This window comes from Chitinophaga tropicalis, assembly GCF_009758205.1.
Lineage (GTDB): Bacteria > Bacteroidota > Bacteroidia > Chitinophagales > Chitinophagaceae > Chitinophaga > Chitinophaga tropicalis.
Genome location: NZ_WRXN01000001.1, coordinates 523940 through 548551, shown reverse-complemented (window position 1 = coordinate 548551; position 24612 = coordinate 523940). Strand labels below are relative to the sequence as shown.

Annotated in this window: 24 protein-coding genes; 9 read left to right on the top strand and 15 right to left on the bottom strand. The window is 47.8% G+C overall.

Features of this window, described 5'->3' with window-relative positions; translation table 11 throughout:
• Positions 1-18 precede the first annotated feature (18 nt).
• A complete protein-coding gene (locus GO493_RS02325) occupies positions 19-1005 on the top strand; it encodes an NAD-dependent epimerase/dehydratase family protein (protein ID WP_157304462.1) in 987 nt (328 codons plus the stop codon).
• 207 nt (positions 1006-1212) lie between these two features.
• On the opposite strand, the gene GO493_RS02320 is transcribed toward GO493_RS02325, so the two are convergent.
• The 12 genes from GO493_RS02320 to GO493_RS02265 all read right to left on the bottom strand — a co-directional run bounded on the left by GO493_RS02320 (position 1213) and on the right by GO493_RS02265 (position 14307).
• A complete protein-coding gene (locus tag GO493_RS02320; protein ID WP_157304460.1) occupies positions 1213-1887 on the bottom strand; it encodes a hypothetical protein in 675 nt (224 codons plus the stop codon).
• 56 nt (positions 1888-1943) lie between these two features.
• A complete protein-coding gene (locus GO493_RS02315; protein ID WP_157304458.1) occupies positions 1944-2888 on the bottom strand; it encodes a UDP-3-O-(3-hydroxymyristoyl)glucosamine N-acyltransferase in 945 nt (314 codons plus the stop codon).
• Positions 2889-3342: 454 nt separating this feature from the next.
• Positions 3343-4701, bottom strand: coding sequence for an oxygen-independent coproporphyrinogen III oxidase (gene hemN / locus GO493_RS02310; protein ID WP_157304457.1), 1359 nt, complete (start codon positions 4699-4701; stop codon positions 3343-3345).
• 1 nt (position 4702) lies between these two features.
• A complete protein-coding gene (locus GO493_RS02305; RefSeq protein ID WP_157304455.1) occupies positions 4703-5419 on the bottom strand; it encodes a sulfite exporter TauE/SafE family protein in 717 nt (238 codons plus the stop codon).
• Between the two features lie 7 nt (positions 5420-5426).
• A complete protein-coding gene (locus tag GO493_RS02300) occupies positions 5427-5864 on the bottom strand; it encodes a FixH family protein (protein WP_157304454.1) in 438 nt (145 codons plus the stop codon).
• 30 nt (positions 5865-5894) lie between these two features.
• On the bottom strand, positions 5895-7277 hold the full coding sequence (ccoG, locus tag GO493_RS02295) for a cytochrome c oxidase accessory protein CcoG (protein WP_157304452.1): 1383 nt from the start codon (positions 7275-7277) through the stop codon (positions 5895-5897).
• Positions 7278-7288: 11 nt separating this feature from the next.
• A complete protein-coding gene (locus GO493_RS02290; protein ID WP_157304451.1) occupies positions 7289-8413 on the bottom strand; it encodes a cbb3-type cytochrome c oxidase N-terminal domain-containing protein in 1125 nt (374 codons plus the stop codon).
• Between the two features lie 42 nt (positions 8414-8455).
• Positions 8456-8620, bottom strand: coding sequence for a CcoQ/FixQ family Cbb3-type cytochrome c oxidase assembly chaperone (locus tag GO493_RS02285; RefSeq protein ID WP_157304449.1), 165 nt, complete (start codon positions 8618-8620; stop codon positions 8456-8458).
• Between the two features lie 18 nt (positions 8621-8638).
• Positions 8639-10756: a cytochrome-c oxidase, cbb3-type subunit I gene (gene ccoN, locus GO493_RS02280; protein ID WP_157304448.1), complete on the bottom strand. Its 2118-nt coding sequence runs from the start codon at positions 10754-10756 to the stop codon at positions 8639-8641.
• Positions 10757-10802: 46 nt separating this feature from the next.
• Positions 10803-11018: a cbb3-type cytochrome oxidase assembly protein CcoS gene (gene ccoS, locus GO493_RS02275; RefSeq protein WP_157304446.1), complete on the bottom strand. Its 216-nt coding sequence runs from the start codon at positions 11016-11018 to the stop codon at positions 10803-10805.
• 91 nt (positions 11019-11109) lie between these two features.
• A complete protein-coding gene (locus tag GO493_RS02270) occupies positions 11110-13500 on the bottom strand; it encodes a heavy metal translocating P-type ATPase (protein WP_157304444.1) in 2391 nt (796 codons plus the stop codon).
• A gap of 96 nt (positions 13501-13596) precedes the next feature.
• Positions 13597-14307, bottom strand: a complete 711-nt coding sequence (locus GO493_RS02265) for a Crp/Fnr family transcriptional regulator (RefSeq protein WP_157304442.1) — start codon at positions 14305-14307, stop codon at positions 13597-13599.
• Between the two features lie 66 nt (positions 14308-14373).
• Between GO493_RS02265 and GO493_RS02260 the strand changes: the two genes are divergently transcribed.
• The 7 genes from GO493_RS02260 (at position 14374) to GO493_RS02230 (ending at position 20199) form a co-directional block, all read left to right on the top strand.
• A complete protein-coding gene (locus GO493_RS02260) occupies positions 14374-14961 on the top strand; it encodes a pseudouridine synthase (protein WP_157304441.1) in 588 nt (195 codons plus the stop codon).
• Between the two features lie 80 nt (positions 14962-15041).
• A complete protein-coding gene (locus GO493_RS02255; RefSeq protein ID WP_157304439.1) occupies positions 15042-15917 on the top strand; it encodes a YicC/YloC family endoribonuclease in 876 nt (291 codons plus the stop codon).
• Positions 15918-16002: 85 nt separating this feature from the next.
• Entirely contained in the window at positions 16003-16512 is a 510-nt protein-coding gene (locus GO493_RS02250) for a gliding motility lipoprotein GldH (RefSeq protein ID WP_157304438.1), read from the top strand.
• Positions 16493-17509, top strand: coding sequence for a sensor histidine kinase (locus tag GO493_RS02245; protein ID WP_157304437.1), 1017 nt, complete (start codon positions 16493-16495; stop codon positions 17507-17509). The genes GO493_RS02250 and GO493_RS02245 overlap by 20 nt, the downstream gene beginning before the upstream one ends.
• A gap of 24 nt (positions 17510-17533) precedes the next feature.
• Positions 17534-18241, top strand: coding sequence for a response regulator transcription factor (locus tag GO493_RS02240; protein ID WP_157304436.1), 708 nt, complete (start codon positions 17534-17536; stop codon positions 18239-18241).
• A gap of 270 nt (positions 18242-18511) precedes the next feature.
• Positions 18512-19228, top strand: a complete 717-nt coding sequence (locus tag GO493_RS02235) for a sensor histidine kinase (protein ID WP_157304435.1) — start codon at positions 18512-18514, stop codon at positions 19226-19228.
• A gap of 215 nt (positions 19229-19443) precedes the next feature.
• Complete coding sequence (locus GO493_RS02230; RefSeq protein ID WP_157304433.1) at positions 19444-20199, top strand: LytR/AlgR family response regulator transcription factor; 756 nt, start codon at positions 19444-19446, stop codon at positions 20197-20199.
• Positions 20200-20237: 38 nt separating this feature from the next.
• On the opposite strand, the gene GO493_RS02225 is transcribed toward GO493_RS02230, so the two are convergent.
• The 3 genes from GO493_RS02225 to GO493_RS02215 all read right to left on the bottom strand — a co-directional run bounded on the left by GO493_RS02225 (position 20238) and on the right by GO493_RS02215 (position 23805).
• Positions 20238-20999, bottom strand: coding sequence for an SH3 domain-containing protein (locus GO493_RS02225; RefSeq protein WP_157304432.1), 762 nt, complete (start codon positions 20997-20999; stop codon positions 20238-20240).
• Between the two features lie 20 nt (positions 21000-21019).
• Positions 21020-22990 (bottom strand): BatD family protein, encoded by a 1971-nt coding sequence (locus GO493_RS02220; protein WP_157304431.1) that lies wholly within the window; start codon positions 22988-22990, stop codon positions 21020-21022.
• Between the two features lie 110 nt (positions 22991-23100).
• Positions 23101-23805 (bottom strand): SDR family oxidoreductase, encoded by a 705-nt coding sequence (locus GO493_RS02215; protein ID WP_157304429.1) that lies wholly within the window; start codon positions 23803-23805, stop codon positions 23101-23103.
• Positions 23806-23895: 90 nt separating this feature from the next.
• On the opposite strand from GO493_RS02215, the gene GO493_RS02210 reads away from it, so the two are divergent.
• Complete coding sequence (locus GO493_RS02210; protein WP_157304427.1) at positions 23896-24594, top strand: YjjG family noncanonical pyrimidine nucleotidase; 699 nt, start codon at positions 23896-23898, stop codon at positions 24592-24594.
• Positions 24595-24612 lie beyond the last annotated feature (18 nt).

Below are 24612 nucleotides of genomic sequence, written 5' to 3'. Positions count from 1 at the left end.
GCAAACGGGACTTATTTCATGATATTAGTTACGGGTGGAACAGGATTTTTAGGCAGTCATTTATTACGAAAGCTGGTGAGTGCAGGAGAGCCTGTGCGGGCGTTATACAGGAAACAGATACCAGGGCAGCTGAATGATATAAAAGACAGGATAGAGTGGGTGAATGGAGATGTGCTGGATGTGTGTGTGCTGGAGGATGTAATGGAAGGAGTAGATAAGGTATATCATTGCGCGGCTGTTGTTTCCTTTCATCCCAGCACCCAGGCGCAGATGATGAAGGTGAATGTGGAAGGGACTGCCAATGTAGTGAATATGGCGCTGGATGCAGGCGTGAAAAAGCTGGTGCACGTAAGTTCTGTTGCTGCGATAGGAAGAGCCAAGGCTGATGGTGTGATAGATGAAAGCTGTGAATGGCAGGAAAGCAGGAATAATTCGAAGTATGCAGTCAGCAAATACCAGGCGGAAATGGAAGTGTGGCGGGGGATTGCGGAAGGCTTGCCTGCGGCGATCGTAAATCCTTCTATTATCCTGGGTAGTGGTTACTGGAATGATGGTTCCGGTATGCTGGTGAAAAATGCGTGGAAGGAGTTTCCTTACTATACGCAAGGCATCAACGGATTTACGGATGTGAATGATGTGGCGGAGGTAATGATCCGGCTGATGGAAAGCGATATACAGGCGCAGCGTTTTATTGTTTCTGCAGATAACTGGAAGTATCATGATCTGTTTACAGAAATGGCTGTGCAGCTGGATAAGAGGTCTCCGCATATTGCGGTTAAGCCGTGGATGGCTGCTGTTCTCTGGAGAGTAGAGGCGGTGAGGAGTAAGATAACAGGGAAGAAAGCTTTAGTAACGAAAGAGACGGCGCATACTGCGCAGTTGAAAGTGTATTATAACAGTAATAAATTATTAAAAGCACTGCCGGGTTTTGAGTTTACTCCTTTGAAAGAAACGATCAGGGAGATGTGTGGGAAGTATAAGGAATATAAGCAGAAGGAAGGGTAAGATTGTTGAGGAAATTGCTCAAAAAAAATGCTTTCACCTTTGGTGAAAGCATTTTTTTTGAGGGGGAGCTGGCCTGCGGCCGGCTTGAGGTGAATGGTGAAAGCGATTTTAGAGAGAATAGTTGGTCTGCAGCCGGTTTAAGGTAAAGAGTGAAAAGCGATTTTTGAGAGGGGCAATCCGGTGGACAGATAAGAAACAGAAATTGTTTTACCTTGACAGGATAGCGCCGATGGCTGCTGCCAGTATAGGCACAACGCTGGTATCTTTCAGCTCTGTGCTTAGCCATACGCGTGGATGCTCCCCTCCTATCACTGCGGCCGCTACCTGGCGGCGATAATGAAATTCATAACAGATATTCTCATAGGAATTTCTTGTTCCGAAACGGTTATGCGCCGTTATACGCAGTTCTTCGTCAGGAGAACGGAGTATGCCTGCCTGTTTGTTATCATTCAGTTCCAGGTAGGTAACATTTTTCAATACCATTTCCCAGCGTTTCAGAGGGGCCTGGCGGGTACCGTTGATAAGCACATACCAGAATGACGCTGTTGCCGGCATATTATCGAGAAAAGAAGGCAGGGAATGGCCTGAAAAGGCGATATGGGATGTTGTTACTGTTTGTACCAGTATATCTTCTTCCTGCCCCGTTATATGTATGTTATAAGCATTTTGCGGGTCTTTGATAAAGCTGAGGGATGTAGCATCCGCTATCCCGTTTTTCCGGGAGCTGGTGGTATATGCGCCGTAGGAAATGGTCTTTGCGGTGAACCAGCCGTCGTTGATCTTAACGGGCCATTCCTGTGCGGGGGTATAAAGGCCTTTCTGGGAAAAAACATTAAGGCTGCATGCCAGGAAGAAGGTAGTAAGGAAGATGCGAAAATTCATTGTAGCATGTATTATAGCAGGAAGGGTGTACCTGTTGTGATACACCCCTCCGTTTTTTATTTGCTGTTCAGCTTTTGCCATATTTCAGGGATGCGCTTGATCCAGCTGAGCTCTTTCATTTTTTCACGGGCATCCTGTACAGGAGAACCGAAGTAAACCTTGCCGCCTTCGAGAGAGGCTGGTACACCGCTCTGTGCCAGTACAACTGCGCCCTTACCTATTACAAGGTCTTTGGATACTCCTACCTGGCCCCAGAGAATAACATTGTCTTCAATATGTGCTTTACCTCCTATACCTACCTGGGCGGCAAAGAGACAGTTACGTCCTATCACGGTACCGTGACCTATATGGATCATATTATCAAACTTAGTGCCGCGACCAATGATGGTATCTCCACTTACTCCTTTATCGATAGTGCAGCCTGCACCTATTTCCACATCATCTTCAATGATGACACGACCGCAGCTTTCCATTTTATCATACATCACTTCCCTGTCTGCCCGCTTTTTGAAGTAAAAAGCATCTGCGCCTATCACTGTGCCGGCGTGAATGATCACATTATTGCCGATCACGGTATGATCGTAAATAGTAACATTGGGATGTATGATGCAGTTGGTACCAATGGTAACATGGTTGCCTATGAAAACATTGGGCTGGAGAATAGTGCCTTCGCCAATCACTGCAGAATCGCTGATGGGTTTGGTGGCAGGTTCAAAGGGGCGGAAACGCTTTACCAACTTAACATATGCGCTGAAGGGATCTGGTAAAACAAGTAATGCTTTGCCGGGAGGGCAATCAACTTTTTTATTAATGATGATGATAGTAGCTGCAGATTGCAGACAGGCGTTATAATATTTCTCAAAGTCTACGAAAGAGATATCTCCGGGTTCAACCTTGTGTATCTCGTTGATGCCTGAAGCCATCAGCTGATCGTTGCCAACCAGCTCTGCGCCTATGAATGCTGCTATTTCCGTTACCGCGAGCGGTTCTTTAAACTTCATGTGTTCTGCTGTTTAGTGAGGCAAAGGTAAAAGAGAATCCGGATGCTCAATCAAGTTTTAACGCTTCCTTTTAACTGTTGTTATCCACACTTTTTTTAGTGGTGTGAATAAAAAAGTTTGCATTTTTTTTCTTTTGTCATGAAATTCTTTTTAATATTGTGTAGGGAATTTTTGTTCCCTGTACTTACTAACCCATTCACATAACAAGAAAGTCTGATTGTAAACACGGTCAGACTTTTTTAATGCCCCTAGAAATCCGCTCCTGCTCAATGTTTCAGCCTTATGCATAGTTTTACTTTATCTGTGTGGGCAAGTGATAAATAGATGAAGAGGCAATAACATTTTTTCAGAAACCATCTTTTTAAGAATGCCGGATCCGGATGTGTAAAATTCCATTTTTTGGAAAAATGATTTCTTCTTTCCTGCTAAAGTGATAATAATGAAGAGAATAAAGTCAGATAGCCTGGCTAAACAATTGTGATTGTGGTAATCTGCGCCATAAGCGGGCATCGAAAGCCATACAGATATTCCGGATAAAGGGGCGTCCTTTAGCTGTGACATAGATCTTGCCGGGAGTAGTATGTACCAGTCCATCCTTTTCCAGTTCCTGTAGTCTTTGCAGTCCTTCCACGATAGCGTCGCATTGTGTATCTGCTTTATTCCAGGTGGTTTCAAAGCTGCACATGAGTGCATGTATGTGGCGGCGCAGCAGGAGATCTTCCTTGTTGAGAATATGACCACGCACAACAGGGAACTGCCCGCTGTTGACCAGCTGCTGCCAGGCAGCTACCTGTTTTTCATTCTGACCATAAGCAGTCCAGCTATCGCCGATAGAAGATGCACCCAGGCCTATCATGAGGGTAGTGTGATGGTCTGTATATCCCATAAAATTGCGATGCAGGGAACCGTTATTGAAGGCTTTATAGAGCGTATCGTGCGGGAGGGAAAAATGGTCCATGCCTATTTCTGTATATCCATTCTGTGCAAACATTTCTTTTCCCAGTTCATAGAGCGCTCTTTTTTCTTCGTCTTTAGGCAGGTCTGCTTCTGAATAACGGCGTTGTCCGGTTCCTTTTATCCAGGGTACGTGTGCATAGCTGTAAAAGGAGATGCGGTCAGGGCGTAACTGCATGACCTGGTTAATGGTAGCCTGGACGCTTGAAAGAGTCTGGAGAGGTAAGCCATATACAAGGTCGTAGTTGATGGAGGTAAAGCCTATTTCCCTGGCCTGTTCAGTAACACGTGCCACTGTTTCATATGGCTGTATGCGGTTGATAATATCCTGTACGCGGGGATCGAAGTCCTGTATGCCCAGGCTTATTCTTCTGAATCCGAGGTTATGCAGGGTTTGCATATGTTCGGCTGTGGTATTGTTGGGATGTCCTTCAAAGCTGAGGGTGGCATCCTGAAGGAGGTCAGCATGGCGGTAAAGGCCGGTTATAAGCCTGTGCAGGTTCTCTGAGCTGAAGAAGGTAGGCGTGCCCCCACCCAGGTGTATTTCCCGGATACGGGGCTTTGTTTCAAAGAGATTGAGGTACAGGTCCCATTCATTGAGCAGCGCCTGAATGTAAGGTCCTTCCAGGCCGTGATTTACTGTGATGTGTTTATTGCATCCGCAATAGGTGCACAGGTGTTCGCAGAAAGGGAGGTGTATGTAAACGCTGATACCTTCTGTTGTGTTGGTGGCGTGGAATGTTTGCAGCACAGATTGCTTCCATGCGTCCATACTGAAAGTATTTTCATCCCAGTAAGGAACGGTTGGATAGCTGGTGTAACGGGGAGCTGCTGTGTTGTATTTCCTGATGAGTTGCATGTTATGATGGTTTATAACAGTGTTCTGTTACTTTCTCATTTTGAGAAGGTATGGATGGACTTAAATAAGGAATGCCGAGGTTGAGGCCGCGCATGATAAGCATCATGGCCATGATGCCTACTGCGAAAGGTATACATCTGCGAAGGCGGTTCCTGACATTGATGCTGATAAGATCATTGAACCAGGAGATGGCCACCATTGCGGGTAGTGTTCCGGTCCCGAAGGCGGCCATAAAGAGGGCGCCCTGCCAAATATTACCTGTGGCTACAGCACCTGTGATGGCGAAGTATACCAGTCCGCAGGGCAATAATCCATTGAGTATCCCTATAGTATAGAGCGTACGTAGCTGTTGTTTGCGAAGCAGTTGTCCGAGAAGGTCTTTCACCGGTTTAGTATAGAAGCTGGTCTTAAAAGGGAAGCGGGTGCTGCGTACGCCATACTGTAGTATGATGATAAGCAGCAGCCCGCAGCCCAGGGCAACAGAGAGCCCTTGTTGTAACCCTCCGAGAAAGAACTGTCTGCCAAGCCATCCTGACACACAGCCCAGGGCTGCATAGGTGGTGATCCGTCCTGCATTGTAGAGCAGGATGCCTGCCTGCTGCCTGACGCCGCTGAGGTGCCTGACGGGCAGGGTGAGAGCAATCGGACCACACATACCGATGCAGTGGAAGCTTCCTATAAAGCCAAGGGATAAAGCGTATAATAAAGTGAGCAGCATAAGACGATCAGTTAACCGTTACATAGCTTTCCTGGTAGTATTCTTTTCCTCCGGCCTGCCATTGCAGCTGTACGCGGTAGTTGCCTTTCAGGAAGCGGGATTTGCTGATCAGCATCTCTCCTTTTTCATCCGGGTTGAGTGCAACATTGACATCCCGGCGGGAATCGGACGCTCTGTAAAAGAGCACATTGCCGGTAAGCGGAAGTCCATGCATTTCCTGTGGGAAGAGAATGGAGAGCGCTGCGCCGGACTGGTTTACAGCAACAGGAGCAGAGAGTGTCTGTGCCTGTTTGCGGCCGTCTATTACATGCTGGTATTTCAGTTCTTCTGCATAGTAATTGGACGTTACCATATCTACCGGCGTGCGCATGCTTTTGCCTACCAGGAAGAAAAGGCCGGTGGCGAAAAGAGTGAATACAATGATGATTTTGTAACCCCAGTTCATGATCAGTAATTTGAGTGAAAGGATGGTTGTTTATTGTACCGGTCCCAGGAAAGTGGTTTTGATAGAACCGGTTTTTTTATTTCCCGCATACAATGCTATGTGCAGGACCGTTTTACGCGTTTTAATACTGTTTTTGGGCAATACAATGAAGAAAAGGCCTTCTCCCTGGTCTTCTGCCTTTACCTGGATCTGTTTATGTCCCAGCAGTTCTATTTTGCCCTGTGCATCTTCCAGGCGGAGGGTAAGAGGAATATTATCTGTTGTTTTATTTACCAGTTTGATGCGGTAAAGGTTGGTGACGCTGTCCTGTCCTCTTTCCTGGTAAAGCATGCCTGCGGTGCGAATGATTGACCCGCTTACAGGCTCACGGCTTATGAGCAGCCAGGTAATGGCAGAAAGGATAATGAGCAGCACGGCTGAGTATACTCTCATTCTTGCTGTAAAGCGCAGCGGCTTTTTCTCTGCTATGCCATTTTCAGAGGCGTAGCGGATAAGATCGAGCGGGCGTCCGGTCTTTTCCATCATGAAGTTGCAGGCATCTATACAGGCGGTACAGCTAACACATTCCAGCTGTGTGCCGTTACGGATGTCTATTCCTGTAGGGCAGACCTTTACACATTGCATACAGTCTATACAGTCGCCCAGGTCAGTACTTCCTTTTTTGAATTTACCTCTGGGCTCTCCTCTTGTATAGTCATATGCCACGACGACGGAGTTCCTGTCCAGCAATACACCCTGTAAGCGGCCATAGGGGCATACGATGGTGCATACCTGTTCCCTGAAGAATGCAAATACGCCGTAGAAGACGCCGGCAAAGATGAGCATGGCGGTAAACCCGGTGGTATGTGCGGTAAAGGGGCCGGTAACGATCTTCTGCAGCTGGTCTATCCCGATAACGTAGGCCAGGAATGTATTGGCTATAAGGAAGGAAAGGAGGTAAAAGAGGATGTGTTTACTGACCTTTTTGATGATCTTTTCTGTATTCCATGGAGCATGATGCAGCATTTTCTGAGCGGGAGCATCTCCTTCTATCCAGTATTCTATTTTCCTGAACAGCATCTCCATGAAGATGGTTTGCGGGCATGCCCAGCCGCAGAAAAGGCGTCCAAATGCCATTGTGAACAGCACTATGAACAATATGAAGGCCACCATTATCAGCCCGAAAATAAAGAAGTCCTGGGGCCAGAAAATGGCGCCAAAAATGATAAAGCGTCCTTCTGTTACATCCATTAAAAACAGGGGCCGGCCATTTATTTTAATAAATGGGCCGGCAAAGAACAGAATAAAGTAAAGGTAACTGAGCACGCTCCTTGCATTATAGAGCCTGCCCTTTGGCCTCTGGCTGTATATCCAGTTACGTTTCCCCTGTTTATCAACAGTGGCAAGACTATCTCTGAACGTTTCTTCTTCCATCACTGATGTATTTATTCTTTTTCTTCAGTACCCTGCGGCTCTTTAGGATTGGGCGGATTAGACCCGTGAATGCTTTTTATGTAGCTGGCCAGTTGTGCCAGTTGTTTGGGAGAGAAGTCGTCTTTCCAGGACTTCATACCTTTATCAGGCACCCCGTATTTGATCGTAGAAAATACTTTTTTGATATCGCCACCATGCAGCCAGTAGCTGTCTGTCAGGTTGGGGCCTACTACACCTTGTCCCTGCGGGCCATGACATGCGGCGCAGTTGGCGGCAAAAAGCTTTTGTCCGGAAGAAATATCGTCTGCAGCAGTGAGCAGGGTCACACTGTTCTCATCTACATTGTTAGCAGCATTTTTCAGGTATTCTTCTTTGGCAGCGGCAGCTTCAGCTTCGGCCATGCTCAGCTCTTCCAGCTGGGTGGGAGCAGAATGAGCCACCTGGTAGCGCCAGAGATAAACGGCGGCGAAGATCATACTGCAGTAGAAGCCCCATCTCCACCATGGAGGTGTTGGGTTGTTCAGTTCACGGATGCCATCGTAATCATGGCCCATGTCTGCTTCTGCTTCTGATGTGGCGTCGAGGCTTTTGGTCTTGTTGAGTTTTTCCAGCCAGGAGACAGAAGGTTTGCCGGGAACAGCGGCTTTTTTCTTCCTGGTGCTTCTGCTTTCAAGTCCGACGAGGATGCGTAATGTGAAGAGCAGGCAGATGATAATAAGCAGCTCCAGTACTATCACTGATACCAGCAGGTAGAAAGTGAATGGCGCCAGGCCACTGATGGTATGGGAAACGGCGGGAGCTGCTGCTTCGGCCGCTTCAGCAGCGTCCTGAGCCCAGGAGCTGTGGCTGCTGAGTAGTGCTGTTGTCAGTATCAGTCCGCCGGTAAGGAGGGCAGTTTTGCTGCCCCCCTCTTTTTTCATTCGTTCACGGTAAATATCCATTGCACTGAGTACGGCGCTGCCCAGTATGGCAATAGCTATAAACAGGCCGACGATGACGGTGAGCAGTACGATAGCTACAGGATTAGCCAGTGATGACGGGCCTTCCGGTTTGTATTGTGCTGCTGCCGGCAGGCTGTTCAGCAGGCATAGGAAAAATAGGAGCAGGCCGGTTATGCTGATTGATCTCTTGTTCATGTGTTGTTGCTATTAGGTGATGATGGTATGAGCGTACAGCGTTCAATTGTCATCCAGCGGTATATGGCGGATATGATCTATCATGCGTTTATCTGCCCTGAAAGCCCAGAATGCAGCTGCTGCAAAGAAAACGGTGAATATGACCAGGGACGCCAGCGGATAAATACTTATGCCGCTGATGGATTGCAGATAATTGATGAATTTCATGTGGTGTTGTTTTAGTTTTTATTTGGCGGCAGTGGTTTTGATATCTGTTCCCAGTCTCTGCAGGTAAGCTATCAGTGCAACAATTTCCCTGTCTGGCGCTACGGGCAGCTTGTCTTTCTGTAACCTGTCTGCTATTCCTTTTGCCTGTTCTGCCATATCTGCGTTGGCCTGCTGTTCATATCCGGCGGGGTAAGGAACGCCTATCTTCCGCATTACATTGATCATGGCCGCTGTTTTTGCTTTATCTATCTTATCGTCAAATAACCAGGGATACTGTGGCATAATAGAACCGGGAGACATGGACGTAGGATCCAGCATGTGATTGTAGTGCCAGGAGTCCGGGTATTTACCTCCTACCCTTGCCAGGTCAGGGCCTGTGCGTTTGGAGCCCCACTGGAAGGGGTGATCGTATACGAACTCGCCGGCTTTGGAATATTCGCCATAACGGGCCACTTCATCACGGAAGGGGCGGATCATCTGTGAGTGACAGGTATAACAGCCTTCACGGATGTATACATCACGACCATGCAGCTCAAGTGGTGTATATGGTTTTACGGTAGTGATAGTAGGGATATTGCTTCTTACCAGGAAAGTAGGGACCAGTTCAAGGATACCTCCTATGCCTACTACTATCAGGCTGAATACGGTAAGTTGAATTGGTCTTCGTTCTATCCAGTTGTGCCAGTGTGATGTGCCGTGAGTAACGATGACTTTAGGCAGCGGAGCAGCTTCTGCAGGTTCGTTAGCTACGAATGAGCCGCGGCGTACAGTTTTGGTGAGGTTCACGATCATCAGCACTACACCGGAAACATATAAGAGGCCACCTAATGCGCGAAGCGCGTACATGGGAACGATGGTATTCACTGTTTCGAGGAACTGGAATTTAAGCTGTCCTTCGGGGGTGAACTGTTTCCACATCATGCTTTGTGTGAAGGCTGCCCAGTAAAGGGGGATCACGTAGAAGATGATGCCCAGTGTACCGAGCCAGAAGTGTGTATTAGCCCATTTGCGGGAATAAAGCTCTGTAGAGAAAAGGCGGGGCAGCATCCAGTAGAGTATACCGAAGGTCAGGAAGCCGTTCCATCCTAATGCGCCTACGTGCACGTGAGCAATGGTCCAGTCTGTATAGTGGCTGATGGCGTTCACGTTCTTCAGGGAGAGCATTGGTCCTTCGAGGGTTGCCATACCATAACAGGTGAGCGCCACTACAAAGAATTTCAGGATAGCGTCTTCCCTTACACGGTCCCATGCGCCACGCAGTGTGAGCAGGCCGTTCAGCATACCGCCCCAGGATGGAGCGATCAGCATGATAGAGAATACTGTGCCGAGTGATTGTGCCCATTCAGGTAATGCTGTGTACAGCAGGTGGTGAGGGCCGGCCCAGATATAGATGAAGATAAGCGCCCAGAAGTGAATGATAGACCAGCGGTAGGAATATACCGGCCTGTTGGCAGCTTTCGGAACAAAGTAATACATGAGGCCCAGGTAAGGTGTGGTGAGGAAGAATGCCACTGCGTTGTGACCATACCACCATTGTACCAGGGCGTCCTGTACACCGGCGTACCAGGAATAGCTTTTCAGAAAGGACACCGGCATTTCAAAGGAGTTCACGATGTGCAGCATGGCAATTGCCACCCAGGTACCGATGTAGAACCAGATGGCAACATAGAGATGCGCTTCTCTTCTTTTGATGATAGTGCCCAGCATGTTGGCGCCGAACACGACCCATACCAGTGTGATGGCGATGTCAAAGGGCCATTCCAGTTCTGCATATTCTTTACCGGTAGTACAACCCATGAGGAGGGTGAGTGCGCCGCCGGCGATGATAGCCTGCCATCCCCAGAAGTGGATCTTGCTGAGCAGATCGCTGAACATGCGGGCTTTACAAAGGCGTTGCAGTGAATAGTAAACGCCCATGTAGATACCATTACCTACAAAGGCGAAGATCACAGCATTTGTGTGTACAGGTCTGAGCCTGCCAAAGGTGGTGGGTGCATAGCCAAGGTTAAGGTCTGGCAGCACCAGTGCCAGCGCCGCCCATAGTCCTGCCAGCATGCCTATAAGGCCCCAGAAAACACAGGCGTACGCGAACCATTTCACGGTACGGTTGTCGTAAGAAAATTTTTCGAGAGACATATTTGTTCAATTACGATTGAGAAGTGACGGTTTAACAGGGAGGTAACTACTGCTTACAGATGCGTGACTTGCAGGAGCCATTGTCACAGTTCTTACCGGAAGAACTGCAGACATTTTCAACTGGTTTGGATTCAAACAGCATGCGGTGGGCGGGGGAAAAGTCATCTTCAAATTGTCCGTTCCTTACCGACCATATAAATGCGGCGAGGAAAAAGATGGCCACCAGCAGGCTGGCTCCCAGGAGAATTATGATCACGCTCATAGTATTTTGTTTTAAATGAGTTCTATGAGCAAAGCTAGATTACAGTGGATGGGGGTACGATGATACCGCTCAACCGGAATACTGATTCCGGTCAGTGTTTACCGGACCATTCGCTTAAAATATATGTGAGTATGACGATACTTATCGAGCTTGCCGGCATCAGGATAGCGGCGGTAAGCGGGGATAAGATGCCTTGTACGGCGAAGGACAATCCTATGAAATTATAGAGAAGGGAAATGATGAAGGTAATGATGATGATGCGTTTGTTAGCTTTGCAGATACCGATGAAACGCGGCAGCAGCGTGAGTTGTGCGGCTTCCAGTATGCCATCGCTGGCGGGTGTGAAGTTGTTGCTGCTTTCTGTAAGAGATACGCCGATATCGCTTTGTTTCAGCGCTCCGGCGTCGTTGAGCCCATCTCCTATCATCAGTACGCGTTTGCCTTGTTGTTGCAGGGACAGTACATAGTTGAGCTTATCGGCAGGCTGCTGGTTGAAAAGCAGGGTGGCTTTGGGGCCCATGAGTTTTTGCAGGTAAGGCGCTTCCCGGTCATTATCGCCTGAGAGCAGGGAAATGGCATAATTGTTTTGCAGTTGCTGTAGCAACTGTGGCATACCTTCCCTGTAGTGGCTGCCTATGCAGAAATATCCCGGGCGTTTGCCATCTATGCTTACAAAAACCACGCTGCCGTTAGTAGTAACGTGTTCAGCGCCGGTAAATGCGGCACTGCCCAGTTGTATAAAATTGAATCCTGCCCAGCCGCTGATGCCCCTGGAAGTAAGCGCCCTGAAATTCCTTACCGGCAGGCTGGTGTCCTGTCCGCAATGTGCTGCTATCATTTTGTCAAGCGGATGTGTGGATTGAGCTGCGAGGGTGCCTATGGCCATCATTTCTTCTGAGGTCAGCTCTTGTCCGTGCCAGCTGATAACCGCTGCTGTTTTACCTGTAAGTGTTCCTGTTTTATCGAAAACGATATGATCTGCATTGGCCAGCTGTTCTATAGCATCTGCATTTCTGAGATAGAACTGCCGTTTACTGAGAATGCGTAGTATATGTCCGTTTGTGAAAGAGGCGGCCAGCAGAAGAGCGCAGGGGCAGGCAATGATGAGGATAGCGGTAACTGCAGGCCAGATGCGCGAAGGGTCATGCTGCCACCAGTAAATAGCCGATATAACTGCTATGCTCAGCACTACCCAGGTGAAGTAGCGGCTGAGGAGATGAATGAAAGAAGGCTGGCGTTGTGCGCCTTGTTTCAGTTCATCGCGGTTCCACAGGCTGGTAAGATAACTCTGGGCTACTTCTTTGATGGTGAGGATCTCGATATTCCCTTCCAGTTGTCGCCCGCCGGCATATACGATCTCTCCGGTAGCTTTTCTTACCGGTGCAGATTCTCCTGTTACAAAGCTGTAATCAATGACAGCGCTGCCTTTTATCAGGATGCCATCTGCCGGTATCAGTTCATTATTGTGGATAAGCAGGGTGTCGTTCACGTTGATGTCAGGCAGTGCTGCCGGTATTTCCTCCCCTTCTTTCAGCACGGACACGGCAAGAGGGAAATATGCGGTATAGTCACGATCAAATGATAGTCCCTGGTAGGTCTTATCCTGCAGGATCCGTCCTACCAGCATGAAGAATACAATGCCTGTCATGGAATCAAAATAGCCGGCGCCGGTACCGGAGAAAACGTCTGCCAGGCTGCGGATAAAAGTGACAATGACAGCCAGTACAATGGGTACATCTATGTTCAGGAACCCGCTTTTCAGGCTGCCCCATGCCGAGCGGTAAAACACCTGTGCGCTGTAGAAGAACACCGGCAGGGACAGGGTAAGGTTGAGGATGCGGAATATTGCGTTCATCTTAATATCTGCATATCCATAACCGGAGAAGTATTCAGGAAAACTGAGCAGCATGATATTGCCGAAGCAGAATCCTGCTACTCCCAGTCTGTAAACAAGTCCTTTCCGGATACGTGGCTTTTGCTGTTTAAGGTCCTGTAAGCTGATATAAGGTTCATATCCTATGCTGGTGAGCAGTTCTGCTATATTACGCAGCGATGTGCGTGAATGCAGGAATATTACCCGGGCTTCTTTGCGGGCGAAGTTGACGGTGACGCCTAATATGCCGGCGTCAAGCCGGTGCAGGTTTTCCAGTAGCCAAAGGCAGGAGCTGCAATGTATGTAAGGGATGTAAAAGGTAATGTGAACCTGCGCATCGTCTTTGAACTGGATCAGCTGCTGTTGTATCTTTTCATCGTCCAGGAAGGCGAATTTATCTTTCCTGACGGGTATTCTGCGGGACTGGCCCGGTTTGTTATTCAGGGTATAATAATCACACAGGTCATTTTCATTCAGCAGTTCATATACGAGTTTGCATCCTTCACAGCAGAAGTGCTTTTCTCCCAGTGAGATCTGATCATTTGCACAGTTTTCTCCGCAGTGATCGCATTGCAGTAAGGTAGTGGGGTTAGCGGTGTTTGTTGCCATGAATAAAGGATTTGGTACAAAACTACCGGCACTATGAGGGGAGGGCAATGATAGTGGTCAAAAGAAAAACTGATCTGCGTCAGTTGATGAGGGGGGTTAGTCCTGGAGGTTGGCGGCGCGGGTAATTTCTTCCAGGTCCAGTAAGCGGATCTTTTTTCCCTGAAGTTCCAGCAGGCCTTCTTTTTTAAATTCGGAGAGGAGGCGGATGGCCGATTCTGTGGCGGTGCCAACGAGGTTGGCAATTTCTTCGCGGGAGAGGCGGACGTTGAGGGTGGCGCCGTCCTGTTCTACGCCGTAGGTTTCTTTTATAAAGAGCAGTGTTTCTGCAAGGCGTTCACGTACAGGCTTTTGTGCAAGATGGGTGATCTTGAGTTCTGCTTTACGTAGCTCACTTGCCAGGATGCGCATCATTTCCAGGGAGAGGCTGGCATCTTTCTGGAGTATGCTCATGAAGAGGTCTTTTGGAATAAAGCAGACGGAAGAATCGTCCAGGGCGATAGCGGATGCGGTATAGCGTTCTGCGCTGAGGAGGGCTTTATACCCGATAATATCTCCTGGTTTGGCGAGGCGGACAATCTGTTCGCGGCCGTCATCGCCGCAATGGGAAAGCTTGATCTTGCCGGTATTGACACAATAGATACCGAAAGGATAAGCGCCTTCCTGGAATACTATCTGTCCTTTTTTGTATGTGGTACAGACCTTGGAGGCTTCGATCTCTTCGAGATTGCACTTTTCCGCTTTGAACAGAATTGATCCAAAGCGGTCCTGGCAGTTCTTGCAAGAGGCATTATGGTAAGGTGTACACATAAATAATTTACAGTTGGCAAAATTACTAATTTACGGGCAAATTAGTTCAACAGAGGTATTTCGTACATGCCATTTAATTATTATATTATATATAAACCATTCCAGGTCCTTACCCGTTTTGGCCGTGAGGAGGGAAAAGCCAGCCTGGCAGACTATTTTGATGTACCATCGGATGTTTATCCGGTTGGCCGGCTGGATTATGACAGTGAGGGGCTGCTGGTCCTGACCAATGATAAGTCCCTGAATCACCGGTTACTGGATCCTAAATATTCCCATGAGCGGGAATACTGGGTACAGGTGGACGGTGCAGTGACCCCGGAGGCCGTGCAGCAGCTAAGGCAGGGTGTGAGCATTGCTGTAGACGGCAAACAATATAAAACGCGCCGTTGCCAGGCAGAGGTCTTTGAAGAAGAGCCTGCCGTGCCGGAGCGGAATCCTCCTATACGTTTCCGTAAGAGCATTCCGGCCCCCTGGATCCGTCTTACCCTGCAGGAAGGGAAGAACAGGCAGGTAAGGAAAATGACGGCTGCCGTGGGTTTTCCAACGTTGAGACTTATACGTTACCGCATAGCGAAAGTGACCATAGAGGGGCTGCAACCCGGGCAGATGCTGCAGTTGGAGCAGAAGGAGATATATGGGCTTTTGTTTAAATAAGAGAGAAGATACCACCGGAAAAGGCTATTCTTTGTGCTTTGATCTAATTTAGGTAGGTTTGTTGCCTACAAATCTCTATTATGCTTAAATCAATGACCGGCTTTGGAAGGGCAGAAAACACCAGGGGGGAAACTACTATTGTGGTAGAAGTAAAGTCCCTGAATGGTAAGCAGTTTGAGGTAAACCTTAAAATATCCCCGCTGTTGAAGCCTTATGAGTTTGACATCCGTAACAAGCTGCAGCAGACATTGCTGCGTGGGACACTGGATGCAACGGTAAACATCAGGCAAAACGGGGCTACCCGTCCGGTGGTCATTAACACTGACCTGGCGAAGTATTATCATCAATCCATTACAACGCTGGCGACTGAATTGAACCTGCCGCAGGAGGATATGCTGAATGTGCTGATGAAATTGCCTGAGGTGGTAACGCCGGCAACAGAGCAGATCACAGAGGATGACTGGCAGGAAGTGGAGAAAGTGATAACCCTGGCTGTGGCAGACCTGGATGCACACCGTCTTGACGAGGGACAAATGCTGGCGGCAGACCTTTTGCTGAGAATAGAGAACATAGAATCATATACCGTAAAAGTGCGTGAGCTGGACCCCCAGCGTAAAGACAGGGTGAGACAGCGACTGGAAGGTCTGCTGGCAGAGTATGTAGGAAAAGAGAATGTAGATGAGAACCGCCTGGAGCAGGAACTGATCTTCTACCTGGAGAAGCTGGATATCTCTGAAGAGCTGGTGAGACTGGAAAACCACTGCCGTTACTTCAAGGAGATACTGGCAGAACAGGACCCTTCAAAGGGAAAGAAACTGGGCTTTGTGTTGCAGGAAGTGGGCCGTGAGATCAATACTACCGGTTCCAAGGCTAACGATGCCAGCATACAGCAATGGGTGGTACTGATGAAGGATGAGCTGGAAAAGGCCAAAGAGCAGGTGCTGAACGTACTGTAATAAAGGAGAGTATACCTGTCTGCGCTGCTCATGATAAAGAGGTTCAGACCGATGTACTGTCTAACAATAAAGTATTTTGACAAGTATGAATAAATTTTGCCGGACTATTATGGCCGCAGGAATGTTCCTGGCAATGGCATCCTGTGAACCCTTAACGATGGATACCTATGAAAAGAACCTGGAGATTCCGGGACATGAGTGGGCCTATACATACAAACCTGTATTTGAGGTAACCGTGCAGCCTCAGGATACGGCATATCTTTACAATATTTATGTGAATGTGAGGCATAGGGACTCCTACCCTTACAGCAATATATGGCTGCTGGTGAATACGCAGTTTCCGGGCAATAAGCCTGTTCCCCAACGGGTAGAACTGCCCCTGGCAGATATGTCGGGGAAATGGCTGGGCAGCGGGCTGGATGATATCTATGAGCATAAGATACCTATTCAGCAAAATGCAATACTGAACAAACCGGGTTTATACCGGTTTACTTTTGAACAAAACATGCGGCAGAATCCGTTGCCTGCTATTATGAATGTAGGCCTGCGGATAGAGAAAGCCGGGTTACGAAAAAATGAGAAAGCTATTCCGTAAAATGCAGGGAGGGAAAGGAATTCCCTTCATTTATCTTTTTGTACTGGCATACACGATCCTGGCACTGCTATGGTGGGGGGTATTACTATATAATCAAAGTGAACAGATCACCCGTTTCGAGAAGCAAAACCTGGTTTTACGTACTGACAATATTACACATCCTGCAGAGTACCAGCAGGAGCTGCAACGTATAGAAGAAACCGAAAAAAGAAGGTCCTTCATGTTTTTCAGTGAGGGCATTATCTTCCTGGCAATTATAATACTGGGTGGGTTCTTTGTATACAGGTCCATCAAAAATCATATCCGTCTTTCCCAGCAACAACAGAACTTCATGATGGCGGTGACGCATGAGCTGAAATCTCCTATAGCGGCTGTAAAGCTGAATCTTGAAACCATACGGCGGCACAAGCTGGATGAGGAAAAGCAACAAAAGCTGCTGGATAATACCGTGAGGGAGACCAACCGCCTGGACCAGCTTTGCAACAACATTCTCCTGGCTTCCCAGATGGAAACGCAACGCTATCAGCTATTCCGGGAAGATGTAGATTTTTCTGCCCTGCTGGAGATTGGTGTAAAGGAAATTCAGGCCAGAGTGTCATCTCACACCATACAGGCACATATTTTGCCAGATGTGTGGCTGAACGGGGATAAATTCATGTTGCAGATACTGCTGAGCAACCTGGTAGAGAATGCCATCAAATACGCGCCCAAACAAACGGTGATAGATGTACGACTGGAGGAGACTGCCAACCAGCTGAAATTAAGCGTGAGAGATGAAGGACCGGGCATTCCTGCAGATGAACGGGAGCGTATATTCCTTAAATTTTACAGGATAGGAAACGAGAATACACGTAAGGCAAAAGGATCGGGCCTGGGCCTGTTCCTTTCCAGGAAGATAGTGCAGCAACATGGAGGATCCATTACCGTAAAGGATAATACGCCGGCAGGCGCCTGTTTTGAAATAACGTTGCCGGTATATTCCATACAAACAGTGTAAATTAGCTTATCGCAATTCTAAACTATGAAGGAAGCTACTAAGGCATCCATACTACTGGTAGAGGACGAGGAAAACCTCCAGGAGGCATTGAAGCTGAACCTGGAGCTGGAGGGGTATGAAGTGACAGCTGTGGATAATGGCACCGCCGCTCTGAAGGCGGTAAAGAATGAATACTTTGACCTGATCATACTGGACATTATGCTGCCGGAAATGGATGGCATAGCGGTCTGTGAAAATATACGCATACAGAACAATGAAGTGCCCATTCTTTTCCTGAGCGCCAAGAACAGCAGCGCAGACAGGGTGCTGGGCCTGAAAAAGGGCGGGGATGATTATATGACCAAGCCTTTTAACCTGGAGGAGCTGCTGCTGCGCGTGGAGAAGCTGATAGTCAAGAATAAGCGCATCCAGGATAAAGACAGTATTTCAGGAGTGTACCATTTTGGTAATAACGAGATCGATTTTGCTGCACAGGAATGTATTGGCAAAGACGGGAAACACTATGAGCTGAGTAAGAAAGAAACCATGCTGCTGAAGCTCCTGATAGAAAATAAGGGGGAAGTCGTGCCCCGTGAAAAGATATTGCAGGTGGTTTGGGGGTATAATGTATATCCTACTACCCGTACTATTGACAACTTTATACTGAACTTCCGCAAGTATTTTGAGGAAGACAGCCGTAATTCGCGTTATTTCCATTCTGTAAGAGGAGTGGGTTACAAGTTTACGGAATAGCAGATAACCGGAATACCATTTACCCTGCTTTTTGCCCCGGTTTTGGCTTAAATGCTGCCTTGTAATAATTGCCACTTTCCCATCAACCGGATTTGACAGATATTTAACCCAGGTCTTAACTCCGTTGCATACCGTGCTGCTGAAAGAACAACAACATGTGTCTGTAAGGTGCTTTTGAAACCCTCAAATTATTTGAACTTGCATTTTTGCACTGACATACTCAATGCAGCGGGTTGGCCGTACTGGGTGCTTTTCTTGTTGAGCCTGACTATGATAAGCGTTGTTTTCTACCAACGCGAAAGACGGATCAGGCAGAATACAGCAAAAGAGATTAACAGGCAACAATCGCTGGTTCACCTGGAAATGCATGCTTTCCAGGCGCAGATGGACCCCCATTTTATTTTTAACAGCCTGAACGCTATACACCACTACATTCTTACTACCAGTACGGATATGGCTTCCCTGTACCTGACGCGGTTTGCCCGTCTGATGCGTCTTATTATCCGGAATTGCAACAAGGAGTGGGTGAACCTGGAAGAAGATGTGGAAGCGCTGGACCTTTACCTGCAACTGGAACAACTTCGTTTTGGTCCTCAGTTTGAATACAAGGTGGAAATAACGTCTAAGGTCTTTCAGCATGTCACTTTTGTTCCTCCCCTGATCATACAGCCTTACGTGCAGGAAGCCATATGGAGGCGTTTATTATTGCGTCCCGGTAAAACCGGCGGCCGGTTACAGATCATTATCAGCCGGGAGAAGGAGCAGTTATCTATTTGCATAGAAGATAATGGTGTACACCAGGATATGCCACGTGAAGAAGCTCATCTTACCAGGGGGATCTCTATTGCCGCTGCCCGTCTGCAGGCGTTGAATGAGCGGTATAATATGCAGGCTGGTATTACGGAGAAACAGTTGTTTGATGAGAAGCAGCAACCATGTGGTTACCAGGTAGTTATTGTGATGGATCAGGCGTCTTCGAGGTTATAACAGCTAAAAGTGTTCAAAAAAGGAGTTTTCGCCTTTGGCGAAAGCTCCTTTTTTGTGGGAGGGGGTGGCCTGCGGCCGGCCAGAAAATTAACATGAGGCGCCGCCTATCCAGGAACTTTTCCCATCTTTACAGGAAATTTCGTATTTTTTACTACTCTCACCTATGCTTGTAATGCTGACTGAGAGGGTACTTTGGGACAACGAACATACAATACATGCGCACTATTATAGTGGATGATGAAAAACTGAGCAGAAGTGTTCTGAAGCTTTTGCTGGAAAAACATTGCCCTGCGGTAGACATAGTGGCTGTTTGCGCGGATGGGGCATCCGCATTGGAAGCAATAAAAAAGTATCAACCTGACCTGATATTTCTCGATGTGGAAATGCCGGGCCTGAATGGTTTTGAAGTATTACAGGCATGCCGGGAAGCCTCTTTTGCCATTATAGTAACCACCTCTTACGACCATTACGCGCTGGACGCCATCCGGCATAATGCCCTGGATTACCTGATGAAGCCTATTATCAGGGAAGACCTGCAGGAAGCGGTGCACAAAGCCATGATAAAGCTGGCAGACAGGAAGGAAGCGGCCGCCGGAAAGACAGATATGCTGATGGAAATGCTGCATCAGCATCTGTACCCGGGAGAGCGGCTGGCATTGCCCAGTCCTGAGGGGCTCCGTATGATACTGGTAAAGGACATCCTCTATTGTATGGCGGACGATGTGAATACAAAAATATTCCTGCGGCAGGAAGAAGGGCCGTCATTGGTATGCCGTTCATTGAAAGAAGTAGAGAGTCTCCTGAAAAATAAAGGGTTTTTCAGGGTGCATCACAGCTATGTGGTGAACCTGAACTATATGGAAAGATACATTAAGGGGGATGGAGGGGAGATCATTATGTGCAATGGGAACTGTATACCTGTATCCCGTAACCGTAAGCAGGAATTTATGGAAAGAATAGAAAAGCTTTAAGTTGCAAGCCACACGTTGGCCTGCGGCCTGCAACTTATCTACAACCTCTTTATCTCTGCACAAGCCAGCCAGCCGGTCTTGCCATCCGGCAGCAATATTTTGCAGTATTCCTGGGTGGAATCTGTGACCTGTACTTTAACTCCTTCATGTAATTCGAAAATGTCCCTGCTCTCCTGGTCAGGAGCGGACTTCACTTTCGCGGCAGCGTTCAGCACAATACCGGAGCTGTTGGTATGGGACGATCTATAGAAAGCACTGATACTCAGGCTGAGATAACATAGAAAAAAGAATGCGGCCACCCCGGTTGCCCAGCGTAAAACAGCTGGCCTGAATGCAGGCGCCAGCAATATGGCGATAATGCCTGCAATGGACAGCCAGAAGAAAATGACAGCACCTGTGGCCCAGCCATTGGGGGTATGCAACTGTAATACCTGCAGCCACCATTGCTGGAAGAACAGTAATGGCAGGTCATTTACATAACCTTCTACCCGCTGGTTGGCAATAGAAAGATTGTGGGCTGCCTGTTTGCTGAACGGGTCTTCAAACAGTGCTTTTTCATAGTTGTAAATGGCCATGCCCGTACGGTTGGCTTTGTACCAGGCATTGCCTGCATTGAGGAATAGTTCCGGCTGATGGTATCCTTCACTGATCAGCTGCTGGTAAATAGCTGCAGCTTCACTATACTGTTTCTGCCTGAAGAGGCTGTTGGCCTTTTCAAACTGCTGCTGTGGCTCAGAAGCGGCCATCATTGACTGACATGCCAGGAACAGGAAGCAAATGGCTGTTAATATTGTTTTCATCCGTTGATAGTTGTCTTATTTCACACAACACTCTTTGCGCGTTGCAGTTCATCTTCCAGCTGACTGATAACAGTTACGGCCTGCTGGTAGGTGCCCTGCATTCTGTCATTGTTATGCATGGGTGTGTACAGGGCCATTTCGCAGTTATCCAGCAGATCAAACAATGCAGCGGTATGCTGACCGTTGATCTGTTGCTGTGCAAGCCTGTCCTGGATGAGCTGTTTGCTGAGATCTGCAAAGGGAATATGCAGCTTGTTGCTCAGGTAACCCCATACTGCACGGGAAGTCTCTTCATAGAAGGCTTTATCTTTTCCTTCTTTCAGATAACGGGCCGCGAGTTCCAGCCGCTTCAACGCCACCTTATTGGCAAAACGGTGTTTCAGGAAGGCTGCGTTATTCTGTTTGTAATCCTGTCTGCGCCTGTAGAGAATAGCGGCAATGAGCAGCAGTACAGGTATGAGCAGCAGGATATAGAATAACGGGCTGGTAAGCAGGAAACGGCTTTGTTTTACCCATTTCAGTGCTCCGTTATAGTTGGAGGTGATGGTATTGCCTTTCAGGCTGAAGTCTTCTTTATCGCGTTTGGTCTGTTTGCCGGGAGTTACATGCAATGTAAACGGTTGTGACCGTATTGTCTTGTAGCTGTTGGCGGCAGGATCAAAGTAAGAGAATTCCACAGCGGGAATGGTCTGATCGCCCGCTTCCAGTGGCATCAGCACAAATTCAAACTGGCGGGTGCCGGAGAGCGGGTTGCTGTTCTTTTCTATATTATCAGTGACCTTGGGATCATATTTTTCAAACCCGGAGGGGATATCCACTTTCGGGGCGTTCAGGAGGTTGACGTTGCCCTGCCCGGATATAACCACTTTCAGGGTGAGTGCATCGTCTGTGCTGAGCGTTTGCTTGTCAACAGAAGCTGTCATGCTGAATTTCCCTACTGCGCCGTTGTAGCTGACAGGGCGGTTATCAACAGGCAGTGGTTTTACGGTTACTTTTACCGGGGCTGTCTGGATCTTGTAGGGAACATCTTCATATGTCACTTCCGGACGGTTGAAGAAATCGTCAAAGAAGGGATCATTGAAAGAGGGATCGTTGAAGAGATCTGCGAACGGGTCCCTGCTTTTTTGTTTATTGTTATTCTTTACCAGTTTTACCAGTCTTACATGATTGTCTACCTCGACCGGGTCAAGTTCCAGTGTACCTGACTGCATGGGGAAGAGCAATGTTTTGCGGATGGTGAAAACCCTGTAGGGAATGCCATTAACTGTTTCTTCGGAGGCCTGCGGCGGATTAGGTAATTCTATGTCTTTGGCAGAGAAGCCTTTGAAGGCCGGCACTTTGGTAACGCTGGAGTTGGTGGGAAGGCGGGTATACAGCTTATAGGTGGCAGTGAGCTGTTCGCCTTCATATAAAGTGGTTTTATCCACATCTACTTTCACGAAGATGTTCTTGCGTAGTTTGGCATTTACATCTTCTCCGTTCTTAAGCACCCCTTCCATTTCTTCCTGCTGGCTTCTACCCTGCTGGCGCTGTGGCGGCCAGCCATTGGGCATTTGCTGCACAGGCTGTTGCTGGCTTGCACCGCCGCGGGAAGCTTTTGTAACTTCTATAGTGACCGGGTTGGAATGTACAAGGTTGCCATTCACCCGGGCTTCGGCGCCCCTGATGGTGAAGTTGCCCACCCTTTTGGGCTGCAGCACGAAGATAACAGAGAAAGATTCAGAACGGCGGCCGTTCATGATAGATTGACTCTGCATCTGGGATGGTCCCTGCAGCACATCAAAATCGTTAAGGGAGGGGATTTTGAAATTATTAACGTCACTGCCGTTTTCCAGCATGAACTGGATCTGGAACGGCTCGTCCAGAGCTACCTTATTGTTACTTACAATGGTGGTAAATCTGACATCCTGCGCCTGCAGGCATGTTACTATGCCCAGACAAAAAAACAGGGATAGCACAATCTTCCTTATACTAACAGTGGTGACCTTCATAATGCTTAACAAATTTAGCCAAAGCCTTTCCTGTTGGCGTTCCGTGCCCAGTTAAAAGTTAGTTAAAAAAAATGTAGATATGAATGGGGAAGTACTTGCTGGTTAAGGGTTTATGAGATATCTCCCAGCATAGGGCGCATCAGCACCTCTTCTACAACCGCCTGTTCTGAGAGGGTATATGCTGCCCATAGCAGGTTGGCTACGTCTTCCGGTTCCATCATACGGCGGGGTGGGGCATCAAAACCTTCCCATGAGGCGGTAAGTGTAGGGCCGGGGCTCAGGGATGTGACTTTGACGTTGTGTGACTTCAGTTCTTCACGCAGGTTCCGGGAAAAGCCCAGCAGGGCAAATTTGGTGATGCTGTAAGCGCCTCCGTTGGGGTGAGAGGTATAGCTGGCGGTAGAGCACATGTTGAAGATATGTCCTTTACGTACGGCTTTCATACCGGGTAACAGCTGCCTGGTAAGGTGATAGGCGCTATATACGTTGGCTGCCATCATATTTTCCAATAAGCCTTCCTCCTGTTCTGCCAGTGCGCCGGGTACAAATACCCCGGCGTTGTTTACCAGGATGTCTATTGTATTAAAGGCAGCTTTGACCTTTTCTGCAAAAGCCAGTACATCTTCTTTCTTACCCATATCTGTTGGAATGGCTAATACCTGTATGGCAGGGTTATGGGCACGGATCTCTTCTGCCGTCTGCTCCAGTGTTGCGGCGTTCCTTGCGCATATAGCTACGTTAAATCCTTCAACGGCCAGTTTTATGGCAACAGCCTTGCCTATGCCTTTACTGGCGCCTGTTATTACTGCATTCATAAGTTCCCGTTAATCAAAGAGGGAAAATAGTAAAAAAATAGCTGAGAAACTTGAGTAACCTATCTTTGTACTGCAAAGGAGAACCGGAAGATGAAATACAAACACATATTTTTTGACCTGGACCATACCCTATGGGATTTTGAAGCCAACGCATACCAGGTATTACAGCAACTTTACAACGCACATAACCTGGAAGGCCGCGGGGTACCTTCTTTTGAGCTGTTTCACCGCACATATATGGTGCATAATGATAAACTGTGGGACCGTTTCAGGAAAGGGTTCATTACCCGGCATGACCTGCGTACAAAACGTTTCAGGTTAACATTGATAGATTTTAAGATAGGGGATGAAAAACTGTCTGAGGCATTGAGCGATCAGTTCCTGGAATTACTGCCTACACAGACGGCTCTTTTTCCGCATGCAAAAGAGGTACTGGAATACCTGGCTACGAAGAACTATCCTATACACCTGATAACTAACGGGTTTGAAGATACCCAGCTGAAAAAGCTGAAAAGTTCAGGGATAGATCATTTTTTTACACATATCATTACTTCAGAGACGGCTGGCAGTCTGAAGCCCTATAAGGAGATATTTGAATACGCTATTACCAAAGCGGAAGCAACTACGGATACAAGTATTATGATAGGGGATGCACTGGAAATAGATATTCTTGGGGCATTCAATGTGGGGATGGACCAGGTGTATTTTAACCCGCTGGTGCCGGCTACAGAGGAGATAAGGCCTACTTATACTATTCAGAGCCTTCATGAACTGAGGGAAATATTGTAAAAAGGTTTTCAAAAAAAG

Excerpts from the sequence above, each read along its gene's own strand:
- GO493_RS02325 (WP_157304462.1), top strand. The coding sequence starts at position 19 with ATGATATTAGTTACGGGTGGAACAGGATTTTTAGGCAGTCATTTATTA.
- GO493_RS02320 (WP_157304460.1), bottom strand. The coding sequence starts at position 1,887 with ATGAATTTTCGCATCTTCCTTACTACCTTCTTCCTGGCATGCAGCCTT.
- GO493_RS02315 (WP_157304458.1), bottom strand. The coding sequence starts at position 2,888 with ATGAAGTTTAAAGAACCGCTCGCGGTAACGGAAATAGCAGCATTCATA.
- hemN (WP_157304457.1), bottom strand. The coding sequence starts at position 4,701 with ATGCAACTCATCAGGAAATACAACACAGCAGCTCCCCGTTACACCAGC.
- GO493_RS02305 (WP_157304455.1), bottom strand. The coding sequence starts at position 5,419 with ATGCTGCTCACTTTATTATACGCTTTATCCCTTGGCTTTATAGGAAGC.
- GO493_RS02300 (WP_157304454.1), bottom strand. The coding sequence starts at position 5,864 with ATGAACTGGGGTTACAAAATCATCATTGTATTCACTCTTTTCGCCACC.
- ccoG (WP_157304452.1), bottom strand. The coding sequence starts at position 7,277 with ATGGAAGAAGAAACGTTCAGAGATAGTCTTGCCACTGTTGATAAACAG.
- GO493_RS02290 (WP_157304451.1), bottom strand. The coding sequence starts at position 8,413 with ATGAACAAGAGATCAATCAGCATAACCGGCCTGCTCCTATTTTTCCTA.
- GO493_RS02285 (WP_157304449.1), bottom strand. The coding sequence starts at position 8,620 with ATGAAATTCATCAATTATCTGCAATCCATCAGCGGCATAAGTATTTAT.
- ccoN (WP_157304448.1), bottom strand. The coding sequence starts at position 10,756 with ATGTCTCTCGAAAAATTTTCTTACGACAACCGTACCGTGAAATGGTTC.
- ccoS (WP_157304446.1), bottom strand. The coding sequence starts at position 11,018 with ATGAGCGTGATCATAATTCTCCTGGGAGCCAGCCTGCTGGTGGCCATC.
- GO493_RS02270 (WP_157304444.1), bottom strand. The coding sequence starts at position 13,500 with ATGGCAACAAACACCGCTAACCCCACTACCTTACTGCAATGCGATCAC.
- GO493_RS02265 (WP_157304442.1), bottom strand. The coding sequence starts at position 14,307 with ATGTGTACACCTTACCATAATGCCTCTTGCAAGAACTGCCAGGACCGC.
- GO493_RS02260 (WP_157304441.1), top strand. The coding sequence starts at position 14,374 with ATGCCATTTAATTATTATATTATATATAAACCATTCCAGGTCCTTACC.
- GO493_RS02255 (WP_157304439.1), top strand. The coding sequence starts at position 15,042 with ATGCTTAAATCAATGACCGGCTTTGGAAGGGCAGAAAACACCAGGGGG.
- GO493_RS02250 (WP_157304438.1), top strand. The coding sequence starts at position 16,003 with ATGAATAAATTTTGCCGGACTATTATGGCCGCAGGAATGTTCCTGGCA.
- GO493_RS02245 (WP_157304437.1), top strand. The coding sequence starts at position 16,493 with ATGAGAAAGCTATTCCGTAAAATGCAGGGAGGGAAAGGAATTCCCTTC.
- GO493_RS02240 (WP_157304436.1), top strand. The coding sequence starts at position 17,534 with ATGAAGGAAGCTACTAAGGCATCCATACTACTGGTAGAGGACGAGGAA.
- GO493_RS02235 (WP_157304435.1), top strand. The coding sequence starts at position 18,512 with ATGATAAGCGTTGTTTTCTACCAACGCGAAAGACGGATCAGGCAGAAT.
- GO493_RS02230 (WP_157304433.1), top strand. The coding sequence starts at position 19,444 with ATGCGCACTATTATAGTGGATGATGAAAAACTGAGCAGAAGTGTTCTG.
- GO493_RS02225 (WP_157304432.1), bottom strand. The coding sequence starts at position 20,999 with ATGAAAACAATATTAACAGCCATTTGCTTCCTGTTCCTGGCATGTCAG.
- GO493_RS02220 (WP_157304431.1), bottom strand. The coding sequence starts at position 22,990 with ATGAAGGTCACCACTGTTAGTATAAGGAAGATTGTGCTATCCCTGTTT.
- GO493_RS02215 (WP_157304429.1), bottom strand. The coding sequence starts at position 23,805 with ATGAATGCAGTAATAACAGGCGCCAGTAAAGGCATAGGCAAGGCTGTT.
- GO493_RS02210 (WP_157304427.1), top strand. The coding sequence starts at position 23,896 with ATGAAATACAAACACATATTTTTTGACCTGGACCATACCCTATGGGAT.